The following is a 20,100-nucleotide window of genomic DNA, read 5'->3' on the forward strand; positions in this document are numbered from 1 at the left end:
AAGCGGTGCGGGACCCTGTGAGGATGGACCTGGTCGTACTCGAAGAGATCAAGCGGCTGAAGTACCGGTACCTGCGCGGGGTGGACCTGAAACTGTGGGACGAGGTGGCCGCCACGTTCACCGCCGACGCCACGGCCGACTACGGGACCCACGCCGTCGGGGGCGACGGGAAGCAGTTCGAAGGCCGCGACGCCATCGTCGGATTCCTCACCCAAAGCCTCGGCAACGGCATCATCACCGTGCACCACGCAGGTCAGCCCGAGATCGACGTCGACGGCGACACCGCGACCGGGCGATGGTCGTTCACCGACCGGGTGATCGTCCCCGACCACAAGGTGATCATCGAAGGTGCCGCGTTCTACGAGGACACCTACCGCCGCGAGCACGACGGCGTCTGGCGGATGTCGCACATCGGGTACGTCCGGACCTACGAGTCGATGATGTCCTTCGACAGCGTGCCGGGCTTCAAGCTGATCGCGAACCGCTGGGCCGTCCCGGCATGATCGAGAACGAGTTCTCGTTGACCCGGCCGTTCGCCGACGCCATCGTCGAAGCCGAGAAACTGATCGCCGAGGCGCCGCACGTGCGGACCGAGCAGGACCTGCTCGAGGGCTACGACTACCTCGCGGGCAGCATCCGGGCGTCGCTGCAGATGGCCTGGGCCTACCAGCGGGACTTCCCGTACTTCACCGCGTCCACCGGGCCCTACACGAAGATGGGCCTGGACAACCCGGACACGCTGTACTTCAACGCGAACATCCGCGCGGACCGCGAGTACCTGGTCACCGGCGTCCGCGGAACCGCCGCCGACCTGAGTTTCCAGATCCTCAACGGCGACTACTCGCCGGTGGAGGTGCCCGACAGCCTCGCCGCGTTCGACGACCGGGCGATCGAGATCGGCCCGGACGGCCGGTTCGAGCTGCGCTTCGGCCCGGCGCGCGAGAACCCGGGGCCGAACTACTTCGTCCTCGGCGAAGGCTCGTCGATGCTCGTGGTCCGGGAGGTCTACAGCGACTGGGCGACCGAACGGCGTGGCGAGATCCGCATCCGGTGCGTCGACACCGCGGGCCAGGCGCCGCCGGTGCCGGACCGCTCGGCGCTGGCGAAGCGCTACGGCGTCACCGGCAAGATCCTGCTGAGCCGGCTCAAGACGTTCCTGGCCTTCCCGAAGTGGTTCTACTACGACCTGCCGGTGAACACGATGACCGAGCCGCGCTCGACGCCGGGCGGGCTGACCACGCAGTTCTCCTCGGCCGGGCACTACGAGCTCGGCGAGGAAGAGGCCATGATCGTCACCGTGCCCCGCTGCGCGGACGCGCCGTACCAGGGCATCCAGCTCGGCAGCCTCTGGTACGTGTCACTCGACTACATCAACCACCAGACGAGCCTCACCGCCGATCAGGCCCGCGTGGACCCGGACGGCAAGATCCGGTTCGTGCTCAGCGAGCGCGACCCCGGCCTGGCGAACTGGCTCGAACTCACCGGGCACGACCGCGGGTACGTCCAGATCCGCTGGCAGCGGCTCGCGCGCGACCTCGGCCCGGACGACGGCCCGGTCGTCGAGGTGGTCAAGACCGACGAACTGCCCGATCGGCTGCCGTACCACTCCGAAGCACGCGTGACGCCGGAGCAGTGGGCGGCCGGGATCGCGGCCCGGCAGGACGCCGTCGCCGCCCGGATGCTGGGGTGAGCGTGGAAAACCTGCTGCAGGACAAGGTGGTCGTCGTCTCGGGGATCGGCCCCGGGCTCGGCCGGTCGATCGCCGTGCGCAGCGCGCTGGCCGGCGCGGACGTCGTGCTCGCCGCCCGCACCGAGTCGCGGCTCACCGAGGTCGCGAAGGAGGTGACCGACCTCGGCCGCCGGGCGGTCGCGGTCCGCGCCGACATCGACGACGCGGATTCCGCGGCGAACCTGGTGACCGAGGCGGTCAAGGCGTTCGGCCGGGTCGACGCGGTCGTGCACAACGCCTTCGCCGTCCCGCCGCTGACCGATCTGGCCAAGGTGGAGCTCGACGCCGTCCGCGCGGGCTTCGAGACCGCGGCGATTTCGGTGCTCCGGCTGACCCGGCTGTTCCTGCCCGCGCTCAAGGAGAGCAAGGGCTCGCTGGTGATGATCAACTCGGCCGTGCTGCGGCACTCGCGGCGCACCTTCGGCGCCTACAAGATGGCGAAGTCGGCGCTGCTGTCGCTCTCGCAGAGCCTCGCCAGTGAGCTGGGGCCGGACGGCGTGCGCGTCAACACCGTGGCGCCCGGGTACATCTGGGGGCCGAACCTCCAGTGGTACTTCGCCCACCTGGCCAAGGAACGCGGTATCACGCCGGAAGAGGTCTACGCGGAGACGGCGTCCACGATCGACCTGCGCAAACTGCCGGAACCCGACGAGATCGCCGACGCCGTGGTGTTCCTCGCCTCGCCGATGGCGCGCGCGATCACCGGGCAGTGCCTCGACGTCAACGGCGGCGAGTACCACCACTAGCCTTCACGAGGAGGACCGATGCTCCCCGGCCGGGAAGACGTGGGCACCGTCGAGGACCTGCACGCCTCGGCGTCGAAGCTCACCGGGCTCGCCGACTTCGGCTCGGACGAGTACGTCGAAGGCCTGCGCGTGCTGCTGGAGTCCTACGAAGCCGACGCGGAACTGACCCCGTTCGGCAACAAGGTGCACCGGGCGTTCCTGCGCGGCGCGCTCGTGGCGCGGCTGCTCAGCGAAGCGTCGTGGAAGCAGCACCCGGCGTATGCGGACGTCCGCGTGGAGCGGCCGATCTTCGTCACCGGCCTGCCCCGCACCGGCACGACCGCGCTGCACCGGCTGCTTGTCGAGGATCCCGCGCACCAGGGCCTCGAAGTGTGGCTCGCCGAGGTGCCGCAGCCGCGGCCGCCGCGTGCGACGTGGGCGGAGAACCCGATCTTCCAGGGCATCCAGGCCGGCTACGAACGCCACCACGTCGAGCACCCGGAGTTCATGGGCGTGCACCACATGTCCGCCGACCAGGTGGAGGAGTGCTGGCAGCTGCTGCGCCAGTCCATGCGGTCGGTGTCGTTCGAGTGCCTCGCGCACCTGCCGCGCTACTCGCGCTGGCTGGCCAAACAGGACTGGACGGACGCCTACGCCCGGCACAAGCGCAACCTGCAGCTGATCGGGTTGCCGGACGCGGGCCGGCGCTGGGTGCTCAAGAACCCGAGCCACCTGTTCGCGTTGGACGCGTTGATGGCGAACTACCCGGACGCGCTGGTGATCCAGATGCACCGGGCGCCGCGCACGATCATGGCGTCGATGTGCAGCCTCGCCGAGAAAGCCGCGGACGGCTGGTCGGACAAGTTCCGCGGCGAGGTGATCGGCCACGGGCAGCTCGACCTGTGGGCACGCGGAGCCGACGAGTTCGGCTGGGCTCGGGCGCGCCACAACCCGGCGCAGTTCTGCGACGTGCGGTACGAGGACTTCGTGGCGGACCCGATCGGCACCGTGTCCACTGTGTACGACCACTTCGGACTGACGTTCACGGACGAGGCGCGGGCGGCCATGACGGCGGTGCACGAGGCGAGCCGGAAGGGGGAACGGAAACCGGTGCACCGCTACAGCTTGGCGGACTTCGGTTTGACGCCCGAGGAAGTCGACGAGCGCTTCGCGAGCTACCTGGCGGCCCACGGGTCGTGACCGCGGTGATCGCCGCTCAGCCCGCGGTGATCAGCTTCACCACGTCGTCCATCGCCGGTCCGGCGGCCATTTCTTCGGCCAGCTCCTGCGCACGGGCGCGGTAGCGCGGATCGTCCAGGACGGCGCGGACGGCCCGCCGCAGAGTCCGCGGTGAGGCCGAGGCGCGGGCGCGGCCGATCCCGGCCCCCGACCAGGTGACCCGGGCCGCGACCTCGCGCTTGTCCTCGCTGGCCCCGATCACGACCAGTGGTACGCCGTAGCGGAGGGCGTGGTTGACGCCGCCGTACCCGCCGTTGCTGACCATCGCGGCGCAGCGGGGGAGCAGTTCGTCGTAGGGCAGGAAATCGGCCACCCGGACGTTGGCCGGCAGCGGACCGGGCCGCAGCCGCCCGCCGCACGTCGTCGCGACGACCAGGACGTCCTCTTCGGCCAGTGCGTCGATCGTGGGCTCGACGAGCCGGCCGAGGTCGTCGTTCGCGATCGTTCCCTGGGTCACGTGCACCACCGGCCGACCGCCGTCCAGGTCGGTCCACCACGACGGCAGCGGGTGCTCGCTCGCCGCGCTGACCGTCGTCGGCCCGATGAAGTGCAGCGGCGCTCCTTCGCGCGGGTACTCGAAGCCGGGGCAGGTCATCTGCAGGACGCCGTCGCTGTGCAGGGGCCAGTCCGTGAACAGCATGCCGGGGTCGCCGCCGAGCAGGTCTTTCGCCAGTTTCTGCGCCGGCCCGGTCACCCACGGCGCGAGCGTCTTGAGGAGCGCGCCGCGCAGGGGATGCCCGGGCGGGCCGGTCGGGACCGGTGGCATGAACGGCAGGAACCCGAGCGTCAACAGGCGTGGCCGCCGGTTGCGCCGGACCAGGGCCAGCCCGGCCATCATCAGCGGGTCGCACAGCACGACGTCGGCTTCCTGCTCATCGATCACGCTCAGCTGCGCGGGCACGGCGCGGACGAAGTGGGCCAGCTCGAACCGGGCGAGCTTCAGCCCGCTCAGCCCGGCGCGGCCGGGGATCGTGCCGTCCAGGTCGGTCTCGTCGAAGTCGGCCTCCGGCGGCAGCACGCTCACCTCGGCGCCCAGTTCTTCGAACGCCTGCCGGTAGCGCGCCCCGGTGACGACGGCGACCTCGTGGCCGGCGGCAATCAGCGCCTCGACCACCGGCTTGGTCGGCCCGACGTGACCGCGCGCGGGCTGCACGCAGACGAGTACCCGGGTCATGGTCCCTCCCCGCTATTGATCGATACGCTGTACTATCCAATATCGATGACAGTACCTGATGCCGAGGGCGCACGGCGCCGTTACGAGTCGCCGGTGCGCGAGGCCCGCGCCCGGCGCACCCGGGCCCACGTGGTGGCGACGGCGGGGAAGCTGTTCGCCGCGCGCGGCTATGCGGGCACGAGCATGCGGCAGATCGCCGCGGAGGCGGGGGTGAGCCTGGAGACGGTGACGCAGGCGGGCCGCAAGCCGGAGCTGCTGATCGCCGCGTTCCGGGACGGCTTCGCGGGCGACCCGGATGCGGTCGACCTGGACGCATTGGCGGGCCCGCCCGGACCGGCGGACTGGACGGCGGTGGTGCCCCGCGTCGCCGAGGGCGTGCGCCGGTCGTTGCCGATCTGGCGCGCGTTCACCACGGCGGCGGCGGCCGACCCGGCGGTGGCGGCGGTCCGCGCGGAGCTGGCGGTGGCCCGCCGCGCGGAGATCGTGGGCCGCCTCGAGGCGGCCGGGCTCGCACCCGCCGCCGGAGCGATCGGCCGCTTGGCCGACGCGCTCGGGCTGATCCTGTCGCACGAGGCTTACGACCACCTGACCGCGGTGTGCGGCTGGGCGCACGAGCAGTACGTGGCCTGGGCGGTGATGGCAGTCCAGGCGCAGCTGACGCTCGGCTGGGAGTGAGAAGTGGTCCTGTATGCGTTGACGCGGCACTGCGCACGGCGCCTAACTGAGGGGAAATGTCAGGAGGTCCCGAAAAGGACACGGAGGACGTTGACCCGGCAGACGAAGATCCGAAGCTTCGGGTCCGTTCGCGGCACTAGTACTCCGACTGGTGAGCAGCCGTTGAACTTCGTTGCAGGTCAACGCGAACACCGGCCAACGAGGATTTGCCAGGCGCCGAGGACTTCGCGGAGGGGTCGCGGCGCTCCAGGCAAGGCAAGGCGGATTTCACTGTCGGTTGGACGGTCGGGCAAGCCGGTCGGCGTCGGTAGACTAGGTGTCAGGTACCAGACGAGGGGCGGCGGGCGTGGACTACGGCGACAAGCTCTTCTGGCTCTCGGTCCTGATCCAGCGCAGGTACGCGCAGATCTGCGCCGAGTACGACCTGACGCCCTCGCAGGCCACGCTGCTGTGCGCGGTCAGGAACGAGCCGCGGCAGATGGCGTACCTCGCCGCCTCGCTCGGCATGACCAAGAACGCGCTGAGCCAACTCGTCGACCGCACCGAGCGGCGCGGCCTGGTCAGCCGGGCGAGTTCAGAGCAGGACCGGCGGGTCATCATGCTCGGCGTGACGCCCGCGGGGAAGGTGCTCGCCGAGGCGGTGTTCGCCGAGACCGTCAAGCGCCTGCCCGATGTCGCGGAGAACCTCGACGCCGACGGCCAGCGCGACCTCGAACGCCTCGCCACCGCCATCGTGGACGCGGCCGGCGTCCCGGCGTCCACCTCGTCCTGACGTACCGCGCAGTCCTCCTCGGCACCTCCATGCCTGGCGTAAGTTCACGGCGTGAACTAGTATGGTTCACGGCATGAACTAGTCGAAGTTCATGGCATGAACTGACGAGAGGTGACGACATGGTCACGCGGGAAAACGGCACGATCGCGGTCTTCGGTGCGACGGGGCAGCAGGGCGGGGCGGTCGTCGACGCGCTCCTGGCCCGAGGAGCGCGGGTGCGCGCCCTCGTCCGCAGCCCTGAGTCCGACCGGGCGCGGGCCCTGGCCGCCCGAGGCGTCGAGCTGTCGACTGTCCGGATCGACGACCCGGCGTCAACGGTCGCCGCGCTGGAGGCGGTCGATGCGTTCTCCTTCATGACCCCGGAGGCGAACAGCCTCGAGGAGATCGAGGAGGAGGTCCGAGTGGGCACCGCCCTCGTCGATGCGGCGGCCGCGGCGCGCGTGCCACACGTCGTGTTCAACTCGGTCTTCGGAGCGGATTGCGAAACGGGCGTGCCGCACCACGACTCGAAGCACCGGATCGAGGAATACCTGAAGCTTTCCGGCCTGAGGGCCACGATGGTTCGCCCGACCGCCTTCATGGAGAACTTCGCGACCGTGATGGCGCCGAGCCTGGAGGACGGAACGATCGTGCTGAGGCTGCCGCTGCCGGACGACATCGCCCTGAAGATGATCTCGATCAAGGACATCGGTCAGGTCGCCGCCGCGATCCTGCTCGACACCGCGGACGTGCCCGGCGGAGCCATCGAGGTCATCGGCGACGAGCCGACGGGCCCCCAGATCGCCGCCGCGTTCGGCGCGCGCGCCGGACTACCGTCACGCTACGAGGCCCTGCCACTGAGCGTCCTCGGCAACGACCTCGACAAGGCGATGTTCCGCGAGTTCGCCAAGGCGTCCGAATACCCGTCGGACCTCGCAGCAGTGCGGGCGATCGAGCCGACCACCTGGGACCTGGCCGAGTGGATCCGCGCCAGCGGCTGGACCGCGCCCGCGGACCGGGTCCGTTCCTAGTACTCCAGCCGTAGGCCGTGATCTTGCCGGCGTGGCGGTCTCGGACATGGCACGATCACCGCCTGATCCTCCGCCGCCGGGCCGGCCGGTTCCTGCTGGAGCATCGCCGAACACGCCGGTGACACCGACCCGCATGGCTGCTCCCGCCCGTGGAGTCCGCGGGCGATAGCGGCGACACACCCAGTGCTGGTGGCTGTTGGCGCGTCGTCACCGCGGCACCGGGGAGCTGGCGTCCTACACGCCCTGCTCGCGGTCATCACCGCGAACGAGCACAATGCCCGGCCCGCACCGGCCGGGCTGATCGCGTTGACCTGCAACGAGATCAGCCCGGCTGCTCACCGCCGTGGTCGTCGAGCCCGCACGTGTTCCGGCCTGCCCACACGCCTGGTCAACCTGGCGCCGACGCCATCGACACCGCGCCCGCACCAGCCGCTATCACCGCCGAGAAGCAGCCCTCGAGTGGCCATGAAGATCTACGGCTGGAGTACTAACCCGCGGCGACCTGCAGGCCTCGAGTTCCGATGCCGCGCAGTACTTCCACCCGCTCCGAACCCGGGCGGCTCAGCACCCAGCTCGGCCCCGGCACCGCCTTCGCGCGCTTCTTCAACGGCGCCAACAGCCGGGAACCCTCCTGGTACGAGCCGATCGCTTCGCTCGCGCACACCAGCGTCGCCAGTGACACCGTCACCGGCAGGCCCTCGGCCGACCATGGCCGGTCCAGCAGGGCCGCCGCCACCGTCGCGATCTCGTCGACGTCGCAGACCACCAGGAAGTCGTCGCCGCCGACATGGCTCACGCGCATCCGGCGCAGGCCGCCGGACAGGTCCTTCAGCGTCGCGCCCAGCTCGCGGATCAGGCGGTCGCCCGCCGCGAAGCCCGCTGTGTCGTTGACCGCCTTGAACGCGTCGATGTCCAGCCACGCCGCCACGAACGGCTCGCCGATCGTGATGCGGCGGGCCACGTCGCGGGCGATCGTGTCGCTGCCCGGCAGCCGGGTGAGCGGGTTCAGCGCCGCCGCCGCCTCGACCTTCGCCTCGGCCACGCCGCGGACCACCTCGGTCACCAGCACCACGCCGAGGCACCGGCCGAGCTCGTCGACCACCACGACGTCGTCGCCGGTGCGGCCCCAGTCGGCGTCGGTGACCAGCTCGAGGAACTCCATCGCGCCGGCGCGGGCCTCGATCGTGTGCGGGGTGTCGGCGAGCCGCGCCGCCGGGCGCTTCGCGTGCAGCGCGTGCCCGTACGGGCCGGTGACCGCGACCAGGAACCGGGTCCGGTCGACCGACCAGCGCGGCCGGTTCAGCTCGTCCACCCCGACCACGCCCGAAGGCGCGTCCGCCGCCGCGAGCACCGCGCGGACTTCGTCGCACGTCGCGGTTTCCGGCAGGGTCGTCGCCGGGCGGAGGAAGTCGCCGACGCACGGCGCGGCCGCACCCGGTCCGGCCGCGGGGCGGCCCCGGGTGAGCAGGGCCGGCGCGGGACCGGCGGCGGTCGGCGGGGCGAGGAGGTGCCCCTGTGCGATCCGGACGCCGAGCCCGCGGACGGCGTCGAGCTGCGCGTCGGTCTCCACGCCGGTCGCGACGAGCCGGGTGCCGGTGCGGTTCGTGTAGTGCAGCAGCGCCTCGACCACGGCCGCCGGAGCCGGGTCGTCCGGCAGCCCGCGCAGCACGGTGCGGTCGAGCTTCACCAGGTCGATCGGCGCCTCGACGAGCAAGCTCAGCGGCAGGTCGCCGCGGCCGAGGCCGTCGAGCGCGAGGCGGAAACCGAGCTCGGTGAGCGCTCGCATCCCGGCGACCGCGCGGCCGGCGGGCAGCGGCGAGAACGGCGGGCCGATCTCCAGGACGACGTCGCGGGTGCGGCGCCCCGCGTCGGCGAGCTCGGCCAGGAGGTCGTCGTACCTCGCCGGTGGCGCCGCGAGGGTGCGGGCGGAGAGGTTCAGGTGCAGCGGCAGGGACGTCTCGTCCTGCCGGACGGCGGCGACCGCGAGCCCCAGGTCGGCTTCGGCGAGCTTGCCGTCGCGGCGCGCCTGCGCGAGCAGCGCGGAGACCGTTCCGTGGCCGGGCCTGGCCAGCCCTTCGTGCGCCACGACGCCTCCGGTGTGGAGGCTGTACAGCGGCTGGAAGGCGAAGCGGACCGCGCGTGGCGACTTCACGACCCGATCGTCGCGGGTCGCGCGGCGGAACGAAACCGATGTCGGCTGATGTTCACCGGGGCGGCACCGGGTTCCCTGCAACGGAGTAACTGTTTCACCGTTGACTTATATAAGTCACTGCTTGTAGCTTGGCCGGGTGCACGCGTTCGACGTCCTCGGCGACCCGGTCCGCCGCCGGATCCTCGAGCTGCTGGCCGACGGCGAGCGGGCCGCCGGCGCGGTGACCGAGGTCATCCGGGCCGAGTTCGGCATCTCGCAACCGGCGGTCTCCCAGCACCTGAAGGTGTTGCGGGAGAACGGCTTCGCGGTCGTCCGCCAGGACGGGACGAGACGGCTGTACGCGGTCGGGCACGCCCCGCTGCGGGACGTCGACGTCTGGCTCGACCGGTTCCGCCGGTACTGGACCCCGCCGCTGGACGCGCTGGCCACCGAAATCGCCCGCGGCAAGCGGGCCCGCCGCCTCACCGAAGACCGCACCGAAGACCGCACCGAAGAAGGAGAACGTTCGTGATCGACGTCAGCCACCAGATCAGCGCCGTCCGCAGGACGCTCGGCGACCGCGTGCTCGAGGGGAAGGAAGCCCGCGTTCTCACGATCAGCCAGGTCTACGACACCGATGCCGACGACCTGTGGGACGCCTGCACCAATCCCGAGCGCATCCCCCGCTGGTTCCTGCCGGTGACGGGCGAGCTCAAGGTCGGCGGGCACTACCAGTTCGAAGGCAACGCGGGCGGCACGGTTGAGCGCTGCGACCCGCCGCACAGCTTCGCCGCCACGTGGGAGTTCGGCGGCGCGGTGAGCTGGATCGAGGTGCGGCTGACCCCGGAGGGCGAGGGCACGCGGTTCGAGCTGGAGCACGTCGCCCACGTCGACGAGCGCTGGGACGAGTTCGGTCCGGGCGCGGTCGGCATCGGCTGGGACGGGGCACTGGTCGGCCTGGTCCTGCACCTGGCCTCGCCGGGCACGGCGGTCGACCCGGAGGCGGCGATGGCCTGGATGATGTCGCCCGAGGGCATCCGCTTCATGACGGCCTCGAACGAGGCCTGGTACGAAGCGGACGTCGCGGCGGGCGCGGACCCGGAGAAGGCCCGTGCTGCGGCCGACCGCACGTTGAAGGCGTACACGACCCCGCCGGAGGCGTGAGGCGCCTCACCGGTCGTCGTATTTGACCGCCGTCAGGGTGATCACCGCGTCGGGCGTGACCTCGGTGCCGGGCGCCGGGTCCTGGGCCGTCTGGACCCAGTTGCGGTCGATCACCAGCGCGCGACCCTGGCCGGTGCCGTCGACCTCGCGCAGGTTGTAGAGCCCGGCCCGCTGCATCGCGTTCTGGGCGTCCTGGTGGTTCATGCCGGAGACGTCCGGGACCTTGATCAGCGCGGCCGAAGCCGGCGCGGACGTCGAGGTGCTGACCACGGTCGTCGTGCCGGACTCGCCGGGTGGGGTACCGCACGCGGCCGTGGTCAAGGCGAGCGCCGCCAGTGTCGTGACCATCCGTCGGGACATACCTCCGGGGTACCCACGCGCCTGCCCGCCGTTCAGGTGAACCTCCGGATAAGGTCGGGCGCATGGATCAGGCCAGCGAGCACCCCGACCCGCGGGCGGCGCGGCGCGACCCCGTGGCGAACGTCGGCGGGTTCACCGACCTGGCGACCAGCCCGTTCCGGATCGACCGCGACCGGATCGCCGCCTCGCCGTTCTTCGCGCGGCTCGGCGGGGTGACGCAGGTGGTCAGCGCGGGCGGCGCCGGGCTGCTGCACAACCGGCTCACCCACAGCCTGAAGGTCGCGCAGGTCGCGCGGGCCATCGCCGAGCGCGTCGCCACCGGGCCCGACGCCGGGCTGGCCGACAAGCTGGGCGGCTGCGACCCCGACGTCGCCGAGGCCGCCGCGCTCGCCCACGACCTCGGGCACCCGCCGTTCGGGCACCTCGGGGAGCAGACGCTCGACCGCGTCGCCCGGCACCGCTTCAACCTCGCCGACGGCTTCGAGGGCAACGCCCAGACGTTCCGGATCATCACCACGACCGACGTGCGCGGGCCGTCGGCGATCGGGCTCGACCTGACCGCCGCGGTGCGCGCCGCCGTCCTCAAGTACCCGTGGCTGCGGCTGCACCACCCCGCGCCGCACCCGTCGTCGATGGCCGTGCCGCCCCGCGGTGCCGCCGAACCGGGCGGGGCGCCGGGCACCGGCGCGGCCAAGTTCTCCGCCTACGCCACCGAACTCGACGACTTCGAGCAGGCCCGTGCGGTGTTCGCGGGCCGGGTCGACGGCTGGCAGCAGACCGTCGAAGCGTCCGTGATGGACACCGCCGACGACATCGCCTACGCCATCCACGACCTGCAGGACTTCCACCGCATCGGGGTGCTGCAGCACGCGCCGGTCGCGGCGGAGCTGGGGGAGTGGCTTCAGCACGCGGGCGAACTGGCCGCGCTGGACGACGAGACGCTGCAGGCGGAGGTGCGCCGGCCGGGGCGTTCGCTCGAACGCGTCCGCCGCCGCATGCACGTCAAGGACGCGTGGATCGTCGACGACGACGCGTTCGCCGCCGCCGTCGCGCGGGTGCTCGCGGAGCTGGTCGACGGGCTGCTCGCCGGGGCGTTCGACGGCTCGATCGAGGCGGAGCAGGCGACGGCGGCGTTCTCCGCGAACTGGACCGCCCGGCTGGTCGACGGCGTGTTCCTGCTGGCTTCGCCGTCCACCCGCACCGGGCACGTCTCGCTGCGGCCCGCCCAGTGGCACGAGGTGCAGGTGCTGAAGTTCGTGCACCGCCGGTTCGTGCTGCTGCGCCCCGACCTCGCGCTCCACCAGCGCGGCCAGGCCGGGGTGGTGCAGAGCCTGGTCGACGCGCTCGACGCGTGGTTGCTCGACCGCGACGAGGTCTCTCGCCTGCCGCGCCGGCTGCACGACCTCGTCGAGCTGGCCCGCGCCGAGTACACCGAGCTCGCGCGGTCCGCGCCGGAGCTGCTGGTGGGGGCGACGGGGGAGCCGGTGACGGGTGCGGACGCGGTGCGCGGCCTGGCCCGCGGGCGGGCAGTGGTCGACTTCGTGGCTTCGCTCACCGACAAGCAGGCGGTGACGCTGCTCGACGCGTTGTCGGGCCGGGCCGCGCAGCCGTGGTCGGACTCGTTCGTGCTCTGAGCGCTGGTCCGGCGCATGTGGACATTGCGCACCGATCCCACTCCGTGGTCGGGGTGGCGCCCGCGGCGTTGTCCGGTGCGTGTCCGGCGATCCGGACCCCGCTGCGCTGAACGGCCTACGTCATTCGGTCCATTCGGGAAAATATCTGTCCTTTGTCACTCGAACGGCTGATGTTTACGGAGAACTTCCGGGACTTAGCTGGATCCAGCCGGTGATCACCGGCTGTCGGTCAGCGTGAGTCGGGGCACGCGCCTGGAGATTTCGGAGGGCGCACGTGCGTCGTACCCGTTCCACGAGATCGAGATCCACCGCCTTCACAGCCGGTGCCGCGGCGTTGCTCGCCGCGCTCGGCCTGGTGTCCCCGCCTGCCGCGGGGGCCGCCACCGCGTCCGCACCGGACGCTTTCAGCGAAACCGCGCAACAGCAGATCGCCGCTTTGCAGGCGGTCAAGGCGGGCCGTACCGCCACCGAGTCCAAATTGGACAGCAAGCTGCTCGTCGCCGAAAAGGGCGTGGGGAAGCAGCTCAGCGCGTTGCAGTCCGGGGCCACCGTTTCCGCGACCGGGACTGTCCTGGTCGACATCCGCGCGAGCAAGGTCTCGCCGGACCTCCTCGCCGGGCTCACCAAGGCCGGAGCGGGCATCCGCGCGGTGTCCGATCGCTACGCCAGCGTCCGCGCCGAAGTGCCGCTGGACAAGGTCGGCGAGATCGCCGCGCGGGGCGACGTCCAGCGCGTCGAACAGGCCGACCAGGCGATGACCGCCCGGGAACTGGCCACGCCCGCGACGCCCGGCAAGTCCGGCGCCCCGGCCGAAACCAAGCAGCAGAAGGCCGACCGGATCGCCGGTGAGCTGCAGAAGGCCCTGGCGAGCAAGTCCCAGCAACGCAGTGCCGCCGCGGCCGCGACGCTGACCAGCGAAGGCGACCGCGCGCACAACGCCGACATCGCGCGCCAGCAGTTCGGCGTCACCGGCGTCGGCGTCAAGGCGTGCGCGCTGTCCGACGGCGTCGACTCCCTGGCCGCTTCGCAGGCCAAGGGCGAGCTCCCGCCGGACGTCGACGTCCTCCCCGGCCAGGAGGGCCAGGACGACGAGGGCACCGCGATGCTCGAGATCATCCACGATCTCGCGCCCCGCGCCGCGCTCGGCTTCGCGACGGCGTTCAACTCGGACGCCGGCTTCGCGGACAACATCCGCAGACTTCGCTTCGAGGCGCACTGCGACGTCATCGTCGACGACGTCATCTACTTCAAGGAATCGCCGTTCCAGGACTGGATCATCGCCCAGGCCGTGAACGACGTGACCGCCGACGGCGCGCTGTACTTCTCGTCCGCGGGCAACGAAGGCAACGTCGCCAGCGGCACCGCCGGGCACTGGGAAGGCGACTTCGTCGACTCCGGCAAGTCGGTCGGCAAGTTCGCCGGCGTCGCCCACAACTTCGCCGGCGCCGCGGGCAACCAGATCTACGAGCCGATCTCGAACGCGTCCTCGGCCGGCGTCCCGGTGACGCTGCACTGGTCGGACCCGACCGGGCACTCGGCCAACGACTACGACCTCTACCTGCTCAACTCCGCGGGCGCCGTGGTCAGCTTCAGCCAGAACGTCCAGGACGGCACCCAGGACCCGTACGAGATCCTGCAGACGCCGACCTTCGGCGGCACCGGGCTGCGGCTGGCCGTCGTGAAGTTCTCCGGCCAGAACCGCTACCTCTCGCTTTCGGCGCTGCGCGGCCGGTTCTCCGACTCGGCCGACGGGCTCAAGGCGTACAACACCCCGGGCGTGACGGTCGGTCACTCGGCCGCGCGGGACGCCTTCAGCGTCGCGGCGGCCCCGGCGGCCAAGGCGTTCGGCCGGCTGCTCGAGCCGGGCGACCCGGCCAACCCGGCCGGCCCGTACCCGGGCTCGTTCAGCGGGGCCACCAAGGCCGAGCGGTTCACCTCCGACGGCCCGCGGCGCGTGTTCTACGAGGCCGACGGCACGCCGATCACCCCGGGCAACGTGTCGTCGACCGGTGGTGAGGTCCGGAACAAGCCGGAAATCACCGCGGCCGACGGCGTCACCACCAGCGTGACCGGGTTCAACCCGTTCTTCGGCACTTCGGCCGCCGCTCCGCACGCGGCCGCGATCGCCGCGCTCGTGCTGTCCGGCAACCCCGGCCTGCCGCCCGCGGAGGTGCGGGAAGCGCTGATCAACACCGCGATCGACATCGAGACCCCGGGCCGCGACAACTTCACCGGGGCCGGCGTCATCCTCGCGGACAAGGTGCTGGCCTACACCGGTGCCAGCCCGCAGCCGCTGGTCGTGGCCAAGCAGCCGACGGTCACCCCGGCCGACGGCGGCTCGGCACTCGACCCGGGCGACACCGCCAAGGTGACGCTGCCGGTGACCAACGACGGCGACGGCACCGCGGTGTCCACCAGCGTCGTGCTCACCAGCCCGACCCCGGGTGTCACCGTGGCCCCGCGGGCGAAGTCCTACGGCACCATCAGCCCGGGTCAGACCGGCGTCAACGACTTCACCATCACCGTCCCGGCGAGCCAGCAGCTCGGCGCGCCGGTGGTGCTGAACGCCCGCGTCACCTTCGCGGGGGCGCACTCGCCGACGACGTCGACGTTCTCGCTGCCGGTCGGCACCCCGTCGCCGGTCGCGCAGAACTTCGCCTACGCCGGCACGCCGGTGGCGATCCCGGACAACAGCCCGGTCGGCGCGTCGGTGACCATCCCGGTCACCGGGGTCGGCCGCGCGTCGAAGGTGACGTTCTCCGTGGACGGCACCACCTGCAGCACCGACCCGACGTCGACGGCGGTGGGCCTGAACCACTCGTACGTCGGTGACCTGGTCGGCACGCTGACCGCGCCCTCCGGGGCGAAGGCGACGGTGTTCCAGCGCAACGGTGGTTCGGGCAAGAACCTGTGCCAGGTCGTCTTCGCCGACAACGCGGCGACGGCGTTCAGCACGGTGACCTCGGCGAACGCGCCGTTCACCGGCACCTACCGGCCGACGCAGGCCCTGACCGGCAACCTCGCCGGTGCGGCCGTCGACGGCACGTGGACGTTCGGGGTGGTCGACGCGGCCGGCGGCGACAGCGGCTCGATCCGCGCGGTCGCGCTGCACATCAACGGGTTCGTGCAGCCCCCGGCGGCCGGAGCTCCGTCGAACGTGCGGGGGGCCACGAACAACGGCCCGGTGCACCCGCTGTAGTCCGGCGCAAAGCCGTGAAGGCCACCTTGCCGGCTCTTGTGGCCGGTGAGGTGGCCTTCACGGCTTCTTGGCCACGGCCCCGTACCGTGGGGTCCCATGGCGAAGGCGCGGCAGGTCGCGGGCGGCGGGCGGGCGGTCGAGGTGCCGCCCGAGCGGCTCGCGGGCTTCTTCGACCGGTTCGCCGAGCGGCACGGCGGGATCGTGGCGACCTCGGGAACGGAAGACGAGATTCGCGTGACCGCCGCCGATGGATCCGCGGCGACCGCGACCGTCCCTTTCGGACCGCTGGACGAGCCGTCCGTCGAAGCGCTCGTGGCCCACGCACGGCTTCCGCGGACGATCGCGCTCGTGCTGGTGCGGCTGGGCGGGCACAGCGTCGGCGTCGCCCGTGACGGCCGCGTCGAGCTCTCCCGGACCGACCGGCACCTCGTCCACGGCCGGTCCGCGGCGGGCGGCTGGTCCCAGCAGCGCTTCGCCCGGCGTCGGGCCGGACAGGCTCGCCACGCCCTTCAGGCGGCGGCGCAGGACGTCTTCGAGGTGCTCCTGCCCCGGTTGTCCGAAGTGGACGCGGTGGTGCTCGGCGGTGACCGGCGGGCCCTCGACGAACTGCGTCAGGACCCCCGGCTGACCCCGCTGTTCGCGCGGGCGGAACCGCGGGTGCTGGAGGTCGGCGAACCGAGCCGCGCCGTCCTCGACGAAGCCGCGGTGCGCGCGCTGTCGGTGCAGGTCACACTGCGCGACGGGTGAGACCGCACACGTCCGGAAAAACCGGTGGACGCCGCCCCGTACACTGGGCTCCGTGGATATCCAGCTGGAGTGACGCCCGCGGCCCGAGCGGCCGCTCGACGCTGTCCTTCGCCAACGCTGTCCTCCGTTCACCCCCGTCCACGGGAGTTTCCCTTGATCTCGGCCACCGGCCTTGAGCTGCGCGCGGGTTCGCGCATCCTGCTCGACGGCGCCACCCTCCGCATCCAGCCCGGCGACCGCATCGGCCTCGTCGGCCGCAACGGCGCGGGCAAGACCACCTCGCTGAAGGTCCTCGCCGGCGAAGGCGAGGCGCACGCGGGCGAGGTGCGCCGCACCGGCGCGCTCGGCTACCTGCCGCAGGACCCGCGCGAAGGCGACCTGTCGGTCACGGCGAAGGACCGCGTGCTCTCGGCGCGCGGTCTGGACAAGCTGATGCGCGACATGGAAAAGGCGCAGGTCTCGATGGCCGAGCTGGTCGACGAAGCCGCGCGTGACAAGGCCATCAACCGCTACGCGCGGCTCGAAGAGCGCTTCGCCTCTCTCGGCGGGTACGCCGCGGAGAGCGAAGCCGCACGGATCTGCTCCAACCTGGGTCTCGCCGACCGGGTGCTCGCGCAGACGCTGCAGACGCTTTCCGGTGGTCAGCGCCGCCGCGTCGAGCTGGCGCGGATCCTGTTCGCCGCGGCCGAAGCCGGGGCCGGCGGCAAGTCCGAGACGATCCTGCTGCTCGACGAGCCGACCAACCACCTCGACGCCGACTCCATCAACTGGCTGCGCGGCTTCCTCAAGCAGCACGACGGTGGCTTGGTCGTGATCAGCCACGACGTCGAACTGCTGGCCGACGTGGTCAACAAGGTGTGGTTCCTCGACGCCACCCGCGGCGAACTCGACCTGTACAACATGGGCTGGCAGCGCTACCTCGACGCGCGCGCCACCGACGAGAAGCGCCGCCGCCGTGAGCGCGCCAACGCCGAGAAGAAGGCATCGGCACTGCAGCAGCAGGCCGCGAAGCTCGGTGCGAAGGCGACGAAGGCCGTGGCGGCCAAGAACATGGCGCGCCGCGCCGAGCAGATGCTCTCCGCCCTCGAGGACACCCGCCACGCCGACAAGGTCGCCCGGATCAAGTTCCCCGAGCCCGCGCCCTGTGGCCGCACCCCGCTCACCGCCGAGGGCCTCTCGAAGTCGTACGGCTCACTGGAAATCTTCACCGGCGTCGATCTCGCGATCGACCGCGGTTCGAAGGTTGTCGTACTCGGCTTGAACGGCGCGGGAAAGACGACTTTGCTCCGGCTGCTGGGCGGAATGGAAACCCCGGACACCGGATCCGTCGTTCCGGGTCACGGATTGCGTTTGGGCTATTACGCACAGGAACACGAAACCCTTGATCATGATGCGTCGGTGTGGGAAAACATCCGACATCTCGCTCCGGACACCGGCGCGCAGGAGTTGCGGAACCTGCTCGGCTCGTTCCTCTTCACCGGCGAACAACTCGACCAGCCGGCGGGCACGCTTTCCGGCGGCGAGAAGACCCGGCTCGCGCTGGCGGGCCTGGTCTCCAGTGCTGCCAACGTGTTGCTGCTCGACGAGCCGACCAACAACCTCGACCCGGCCAGCCGGGCGCAGGTCCTGGACGCCTTGCGCAGCTTCGCCGGTGCCGTCGTCCTGGTGACGCACGACCCCGGCGCGGTCGAGGCGCTGGAGCCCGAGCGGGTCATCCTGCTGCCCGACGGAACCGAGGACCACTGGTCGGCGGACTACCTCGAACTTGTCCAGCTCGCGTGACGGTGCGTCCATTCGGGTGCAAGATCGCCAGCCCCAGAGCACTGGAATGGCCCAATGTGATCGCAATTTCGGCTGTTTCGCGTCTGTCGTCTGGCATTCCGGCGCTCAGTGTTCGATCATTGCCCCGGCAGGGGCCGATATGTGGCCCAGAACACTCTCGGCGGGAAGGCGATCGACGTGGCTGATCTCAAGAAAGGCGCGCGGATCACCGGCAACACGCGCGACAAGCTGGCCGCTGACCTGAAGAAGAAATACGAGAAGGGCTCGAGCATCCGGGCGCTCGCGGAGTCGACGGGGCGGTCCTACGGGTTCGTCCACCGGGTGCTGTCGGAGTCCGGGGTCCAGCTGCGGGGGCGCGGCGGGGCCACGAGGGTCAAGAAGAAGTAGTCGCGGACTGCTGCGCGGGGGGCGCAGTGGGCGCTTCGGCCACGCGGAACGCCAGGTGGGCCCCGAGCAGGATCAGCGGGTACACCAGGTAGCCGTACCGGGTGGCCGGGGTGAGCAGGATCAACGCGCCGAGTCCGACGGCGATGCGCAGCAGTGCGCCGCAGCCGTTCGCGGGGGGCCGGCGCACCAGCCAGACCAGCATCGCCACGGCCGCGGCGCCGACCAGCGCGAACGCCGCCACCCGGCCGAACGCGCCGGTCTCGGCGATCAGGTGGCCCGGCAGCGGGCTGGCCGCGGGCGACCGCACGACGCCCATCCCGAGGGGGAACCGGAAGACGTGCTCGGTGAACGCCGCCGGATCCACCAGGTACACCGGCAGGTGCAGGGCGGCCGTCGTCGCCACCAGCGCCGCCGCGAACCGGGCCAGTGCCGCCCAGTCGAGCCCACTCTTGAACTGAACCGAGCCGAACCGAAGCGAGCCGCGGCGCACCAGCACGAGCACCGCCAGCACCGCGGCCGCGGGCGCGACGATGAGCTTCGCGCTGAGGACCAGCGCCAGCACCAGGCCCGACCAGGCGACCCGTCCGGTGGCCGCGAGGGCGCAGCTGAGCACCAGCAGGCCGACGATCGCCAGGTCCGGGCCGGCCACGGCCCAGGTGAGCGCGGTGAGGGGGCACGCCAGCGCGAGCTGTGCGGCGCCGACGGGCACCCGCGGCCACTTCAGCAGCTTCAGCGTGCCCAGCACGCACGCGCAGGCGGCCAGGGCGAACATCCAGCGGGCGTCGGTGAGCGCGTCGGTCAGCGGGGTGCCGCCGAGCAGCGCCCGCGGCAGGCCGAAGACCGCCATCACCGGGCCGTACGGTGTGTAATCGTTTACCACGGGCGCCCGGCCGAGCGCGGTGACGTCGACGTACGGCGTTCCGTGGTGCAGCAGCAGATCCGCGGACCGTTCGATGACCCAGACCTCGGGCTGCGCGGCCCACGAGAACGGCGTGATCAGCCAGTCCACGCCGGTCAGCCGGCGAATCACCAGAAGCGTCAACGGGATGATCATCGCCAACAGGGCGACCGCGGCGATGCCGCACCAGCGTGAGTCGAACGCGCCCCGCGGCGTGCGCCCGCTGCGCGCGGACAGCAGCAGGTATCCGCTGTGTGCCGCGCCGAAGGCGTACGCCACCGTCGCGAAGTCGCCCCAGATGCGGTAGCCGTAGAACTCGGACGCGAGCGCCGTCGGCAGTGCGAAAGCCAGGCAGGCGAGGTAAAACCCCAGATCCCAGCGCAGGGGCGCCGAGTCTTCGGGGCGCGCCGGTGCCGTGAAGAGGCGGGCCGCGCGTCGCCATGCGGGCGCCTGGCCCACCTCCGTTCCCACGGC

Annotated in this window: 18 protein-coding genes; 14 read left to right on the forward strand and 4 right to left on the reverse strand. The window is 71.6% G+C overall.

What is annotated here, in order from left to right; all coding sequences use genetic code 11:
- Positions 1-23 precede the first annotated feature (23 nt).
- Genes AB0M80_RS23270 through AB0M80_RS23285 form a run of 4 tightly spaced genes read left to right on the forward strand, consistent with a single transcriptional unit; the run spans position 24 to position 3,654 of the window.
- A complete protein-coding gene (locus AB0M80_RS23270; protein WP_364568348.1) occupies positions 24-503 on the forward strand; it encodes a nuclear transport factor 2 family protein in 480 nt (159 codons plus the stop codon).
- Positions 500-1,690, forward strand: coding sequence for a hypothetical protein (locus tag AB0M80_RS23275; protein ID WP_364568351.1), 1,191 nt, complete (start codon positions 500-502; stop codon positions 1,688-1,690). Before AB0M80_RS23270 ends, AB0M80_RS23275 begins: the two co-directional genes overlap by 4 nt.
- The gene (locus tag AB0M80_RS23280) at positions 1,687-2,475 is read left to right on the forward strand and encodes an SDR family oxidoreductase (RefSeq protein ID WP_364568353.1); all 789 of its coding nucleotides are present in this window, start codon (positions 1,687-1,689) and stop codon (positions 2,473-2,475) included. The genes AB0M80_RS23275 and AB0M80_RS23280 overlap by 4 nt, the downstream gene beginning before the upstream one ends.
- Before the next feature lie 18 nt (positions 2,476-2,493).
- Positions 2,494-3,654, forward strand: a complete 1,161-nt coding sequence (locus AB0M80_RS23285; protein WP_364568355.1) for a sulfotransferase — start codon at positions 2,494-2,496, stop codon at positions 3,652-3,654.
- Positions 3,655-3,670: 16 nt separating this feature from the next.
- On the opposite strand, the gene AB0M80_RS23290 is transcribed toward AB0M80_RS23285, so the two are convergent.
- Positions 3,671-4,867: a nucleotide disphospho-sugar-binding domain-containing protein gene (locus AB0M80_RS23290; RefSeq protein WP_364568357.1), complete on the reverse strand. Its 1,197-nt coding sequence runs from the start codon at positions 4,865-4,867 to the stop codon at positions 3,671-3,673.
- Between the two features lie 45 nt (positions 4,868-4,912).
- Between AB0M80_RS23290 and AB0M80_RS23295 the strand changes: the two genes are divergently transcribed.
- The 3 genes from AB0M80_RS23295 (at position 4,913) to AB0M80_RS23305 (ending at position 7,324) form a co-directional block, all read left to right on the forward strand.
- On the forward strand, positions 4,913-5,542 hold the full coding sequence (locus AB0M80_RS23295) for a TetR/AcrR family transcriptional regulator (protein WP_364568361.1): 630 nt from the start codon (positions 4,913-4,915) through the stop codon (positions 5,540-5,542).
- A gap of 346 nt (positions 5,543-5,888) precedes the next feature.
- Positions 5,889-6,314, forward strand: a complete 426-nt coding sequence (locus AB0M80_RS23300) for a MarR family transcriptional regulator (RefSeq protein WP_364568364.1) — start codon at positions 5,889-5,891, stop codon at positions 6,312-6,314.
- Positions 6,315-6,433: 119 nt separating this feature from the next.
- Positions 6,434-7,324 (forward strand): NmrA/HSCARG family protein, encoded by an 891-nt coding sequence (locus AB0M80_RS23305; RefSeq protein WP_364568367.1) that lies wholly within the window; start codon positions 6,434-6,436, stop codon positions 7,322-7,324.
- A gap of 487 nt (positions 7,325-7,811) precedes the next feature.
- On the opposite strand, the gene AB0M80_RS23310 is transcribed toward AB0M80_RS23305, so the two are convergent.
- A complete protein-coding gene (locus tag AB0M80_RS23310; RefSeq protein ID WP_364568370.1) occupies positions 7,812-9,476 on the reverse strand; it encodes a GGDEF domain-containing protein in 1,665 nt (554 codons plus the stop codon).
- A 136-nt stretch (positions 9,477-9,612) separates the two neighbouring features.
- Here AB0M80_RS23310 and AB0M80_RS23315 point away from each other — a divergent pair, with 136 nt between their 5' ends.
- Both AB0M80_RS23315 and AB0M80_RS23320 read left to right on the forward strand, forming a co-directional pair.
- Positions 9,613-9,987, forward strand: a complete 375-nt coding sequence (locus tag AB0M80_RS23315) for a metalloregulator ArsR/SmtB family transcription factor (RefSeq protein WP_364568372.1) — start codon at positions 9,613-9,615, stop codon at positions 9,985-9,987.
- Entirely contained in the window at positions 9,984-10,619 is a 636-nt protein-coding gene (locus tag AB0M80_RS23320) for an SRPBCC family protein (RefSeq protein WP_364568375.1), read from the forward strand. The genes AB0M80_RS23315 and AB0M80_RS23320 overlap by 4 nt, the downstream gene beginning before the upstream one ends.
- A gap of 6 nt (positions 10,620-10,625) precedes the next feature.
- On the opposite strand, the gene AB0M80_RS23325 is transcribed toward AB0M80_RS23320, so the two are convergent.
- Entirely contained in the window at positions 10,626-10,967 is a 342-nt protein-coding gene (locus AB0M80_RS23325) for a PASTA domain-containing protein (protein WP_364568596.1), read from the reverse strand.
- A gap of 74 nt (positions 10,968-11,041) precedes the next feature.
- On the opposite strand from AB0M80_RS23325, the gene dgt reads away from it, so the two are divergent.
- From dgt to AB0M80_RS23350, 5 genes are all read left to right on the forward strand, one after another.
- Positions 11,042-12,613, forward strand: coding sequence for a dGTP triphosphohydrolase (dgt, locus tag AB0M80_RS23330; protein WP_364568378.1), 1,572 nt, complete (start codon positions 11,042-11,044; stop codon positions 12,611-12,613).
- A 274-nt stretch (positions 12,614-12,887) separates the two neighbouring features.
- A complete protein-coding gene (locus AB0M80_RS23335) occupies positions 12,888-15,812 on the forward strand; it encodes a S8 family serine peptidase (protein ID WP_364568381.1) in 2,925 nt (974 codons plus the stop codon).
- A 96-nt stretch (positions 15,813-15,908) separates the two neighbouring features.
- Positions 15,909-16,559, forward strand: coding sequence for an acVLRF1 family peptidyl-tRNA hydrolase (locus AB0M80_RS23340; RefSeq protein ID WP_364568384.1), 651 nt, complete (start codon positions 15,909-15,911; stop codon positions 16,557-16,559).
- Between the two features lie 153 nt (positions 16,560-16,712).
- Complete coding sequence (locus AB0M80_RS23345) at positions 16,713-18,341, forward strand: ABC-F family ATP-binding cassette domain-containing protein (protein ID WP_364568387.1); 1,629 nt, start codon at positions 16,713-16,715, stop codon at positions 18,339-18,341.
- A 177-nt stretch (positions 18,342-18,518) separates the two neighbouring features.
- Positions 18,519-18,728, forward strand: a complete 210-nt coding sequence (locus AB0M80_RS23350; protein WP_003071237.1) for a helix-turn-helix domain-containing protein — start codon at positions 18,519-18,521, stop codon at positions 18,726-18,728.
- Here AB0M80_RS23350 and AB0M80_RS23355 read toward each other — a convergent pair.
- Complete coding sequence (locus AB0M80_RS23355; RefSeq protein ID WP_364568389.1) at positions 18,715-20,097, reverse strand: hypothetical protein; 1,383 nt, start codon at positions 20,095-20,097, stop codon at positions 18,715-18,717. The genes AB0M80_RS23350 and AB0M80_RS23355 overlap by 14 nt on opposite strands.
- Between the last annotated feature and the right edge of the window lie 3 nt (positions 20,098-20,100).

This window comes from Amycolatopsis sp. NPDC051045, from assembly GCF_040682955.1.
Classification (GTDB): domain Bacteria; phylum Actinomycetota; class Actinomycetes; order Mycobacteriales; family Pseudonocardiaceae; genus Amycolatopsis.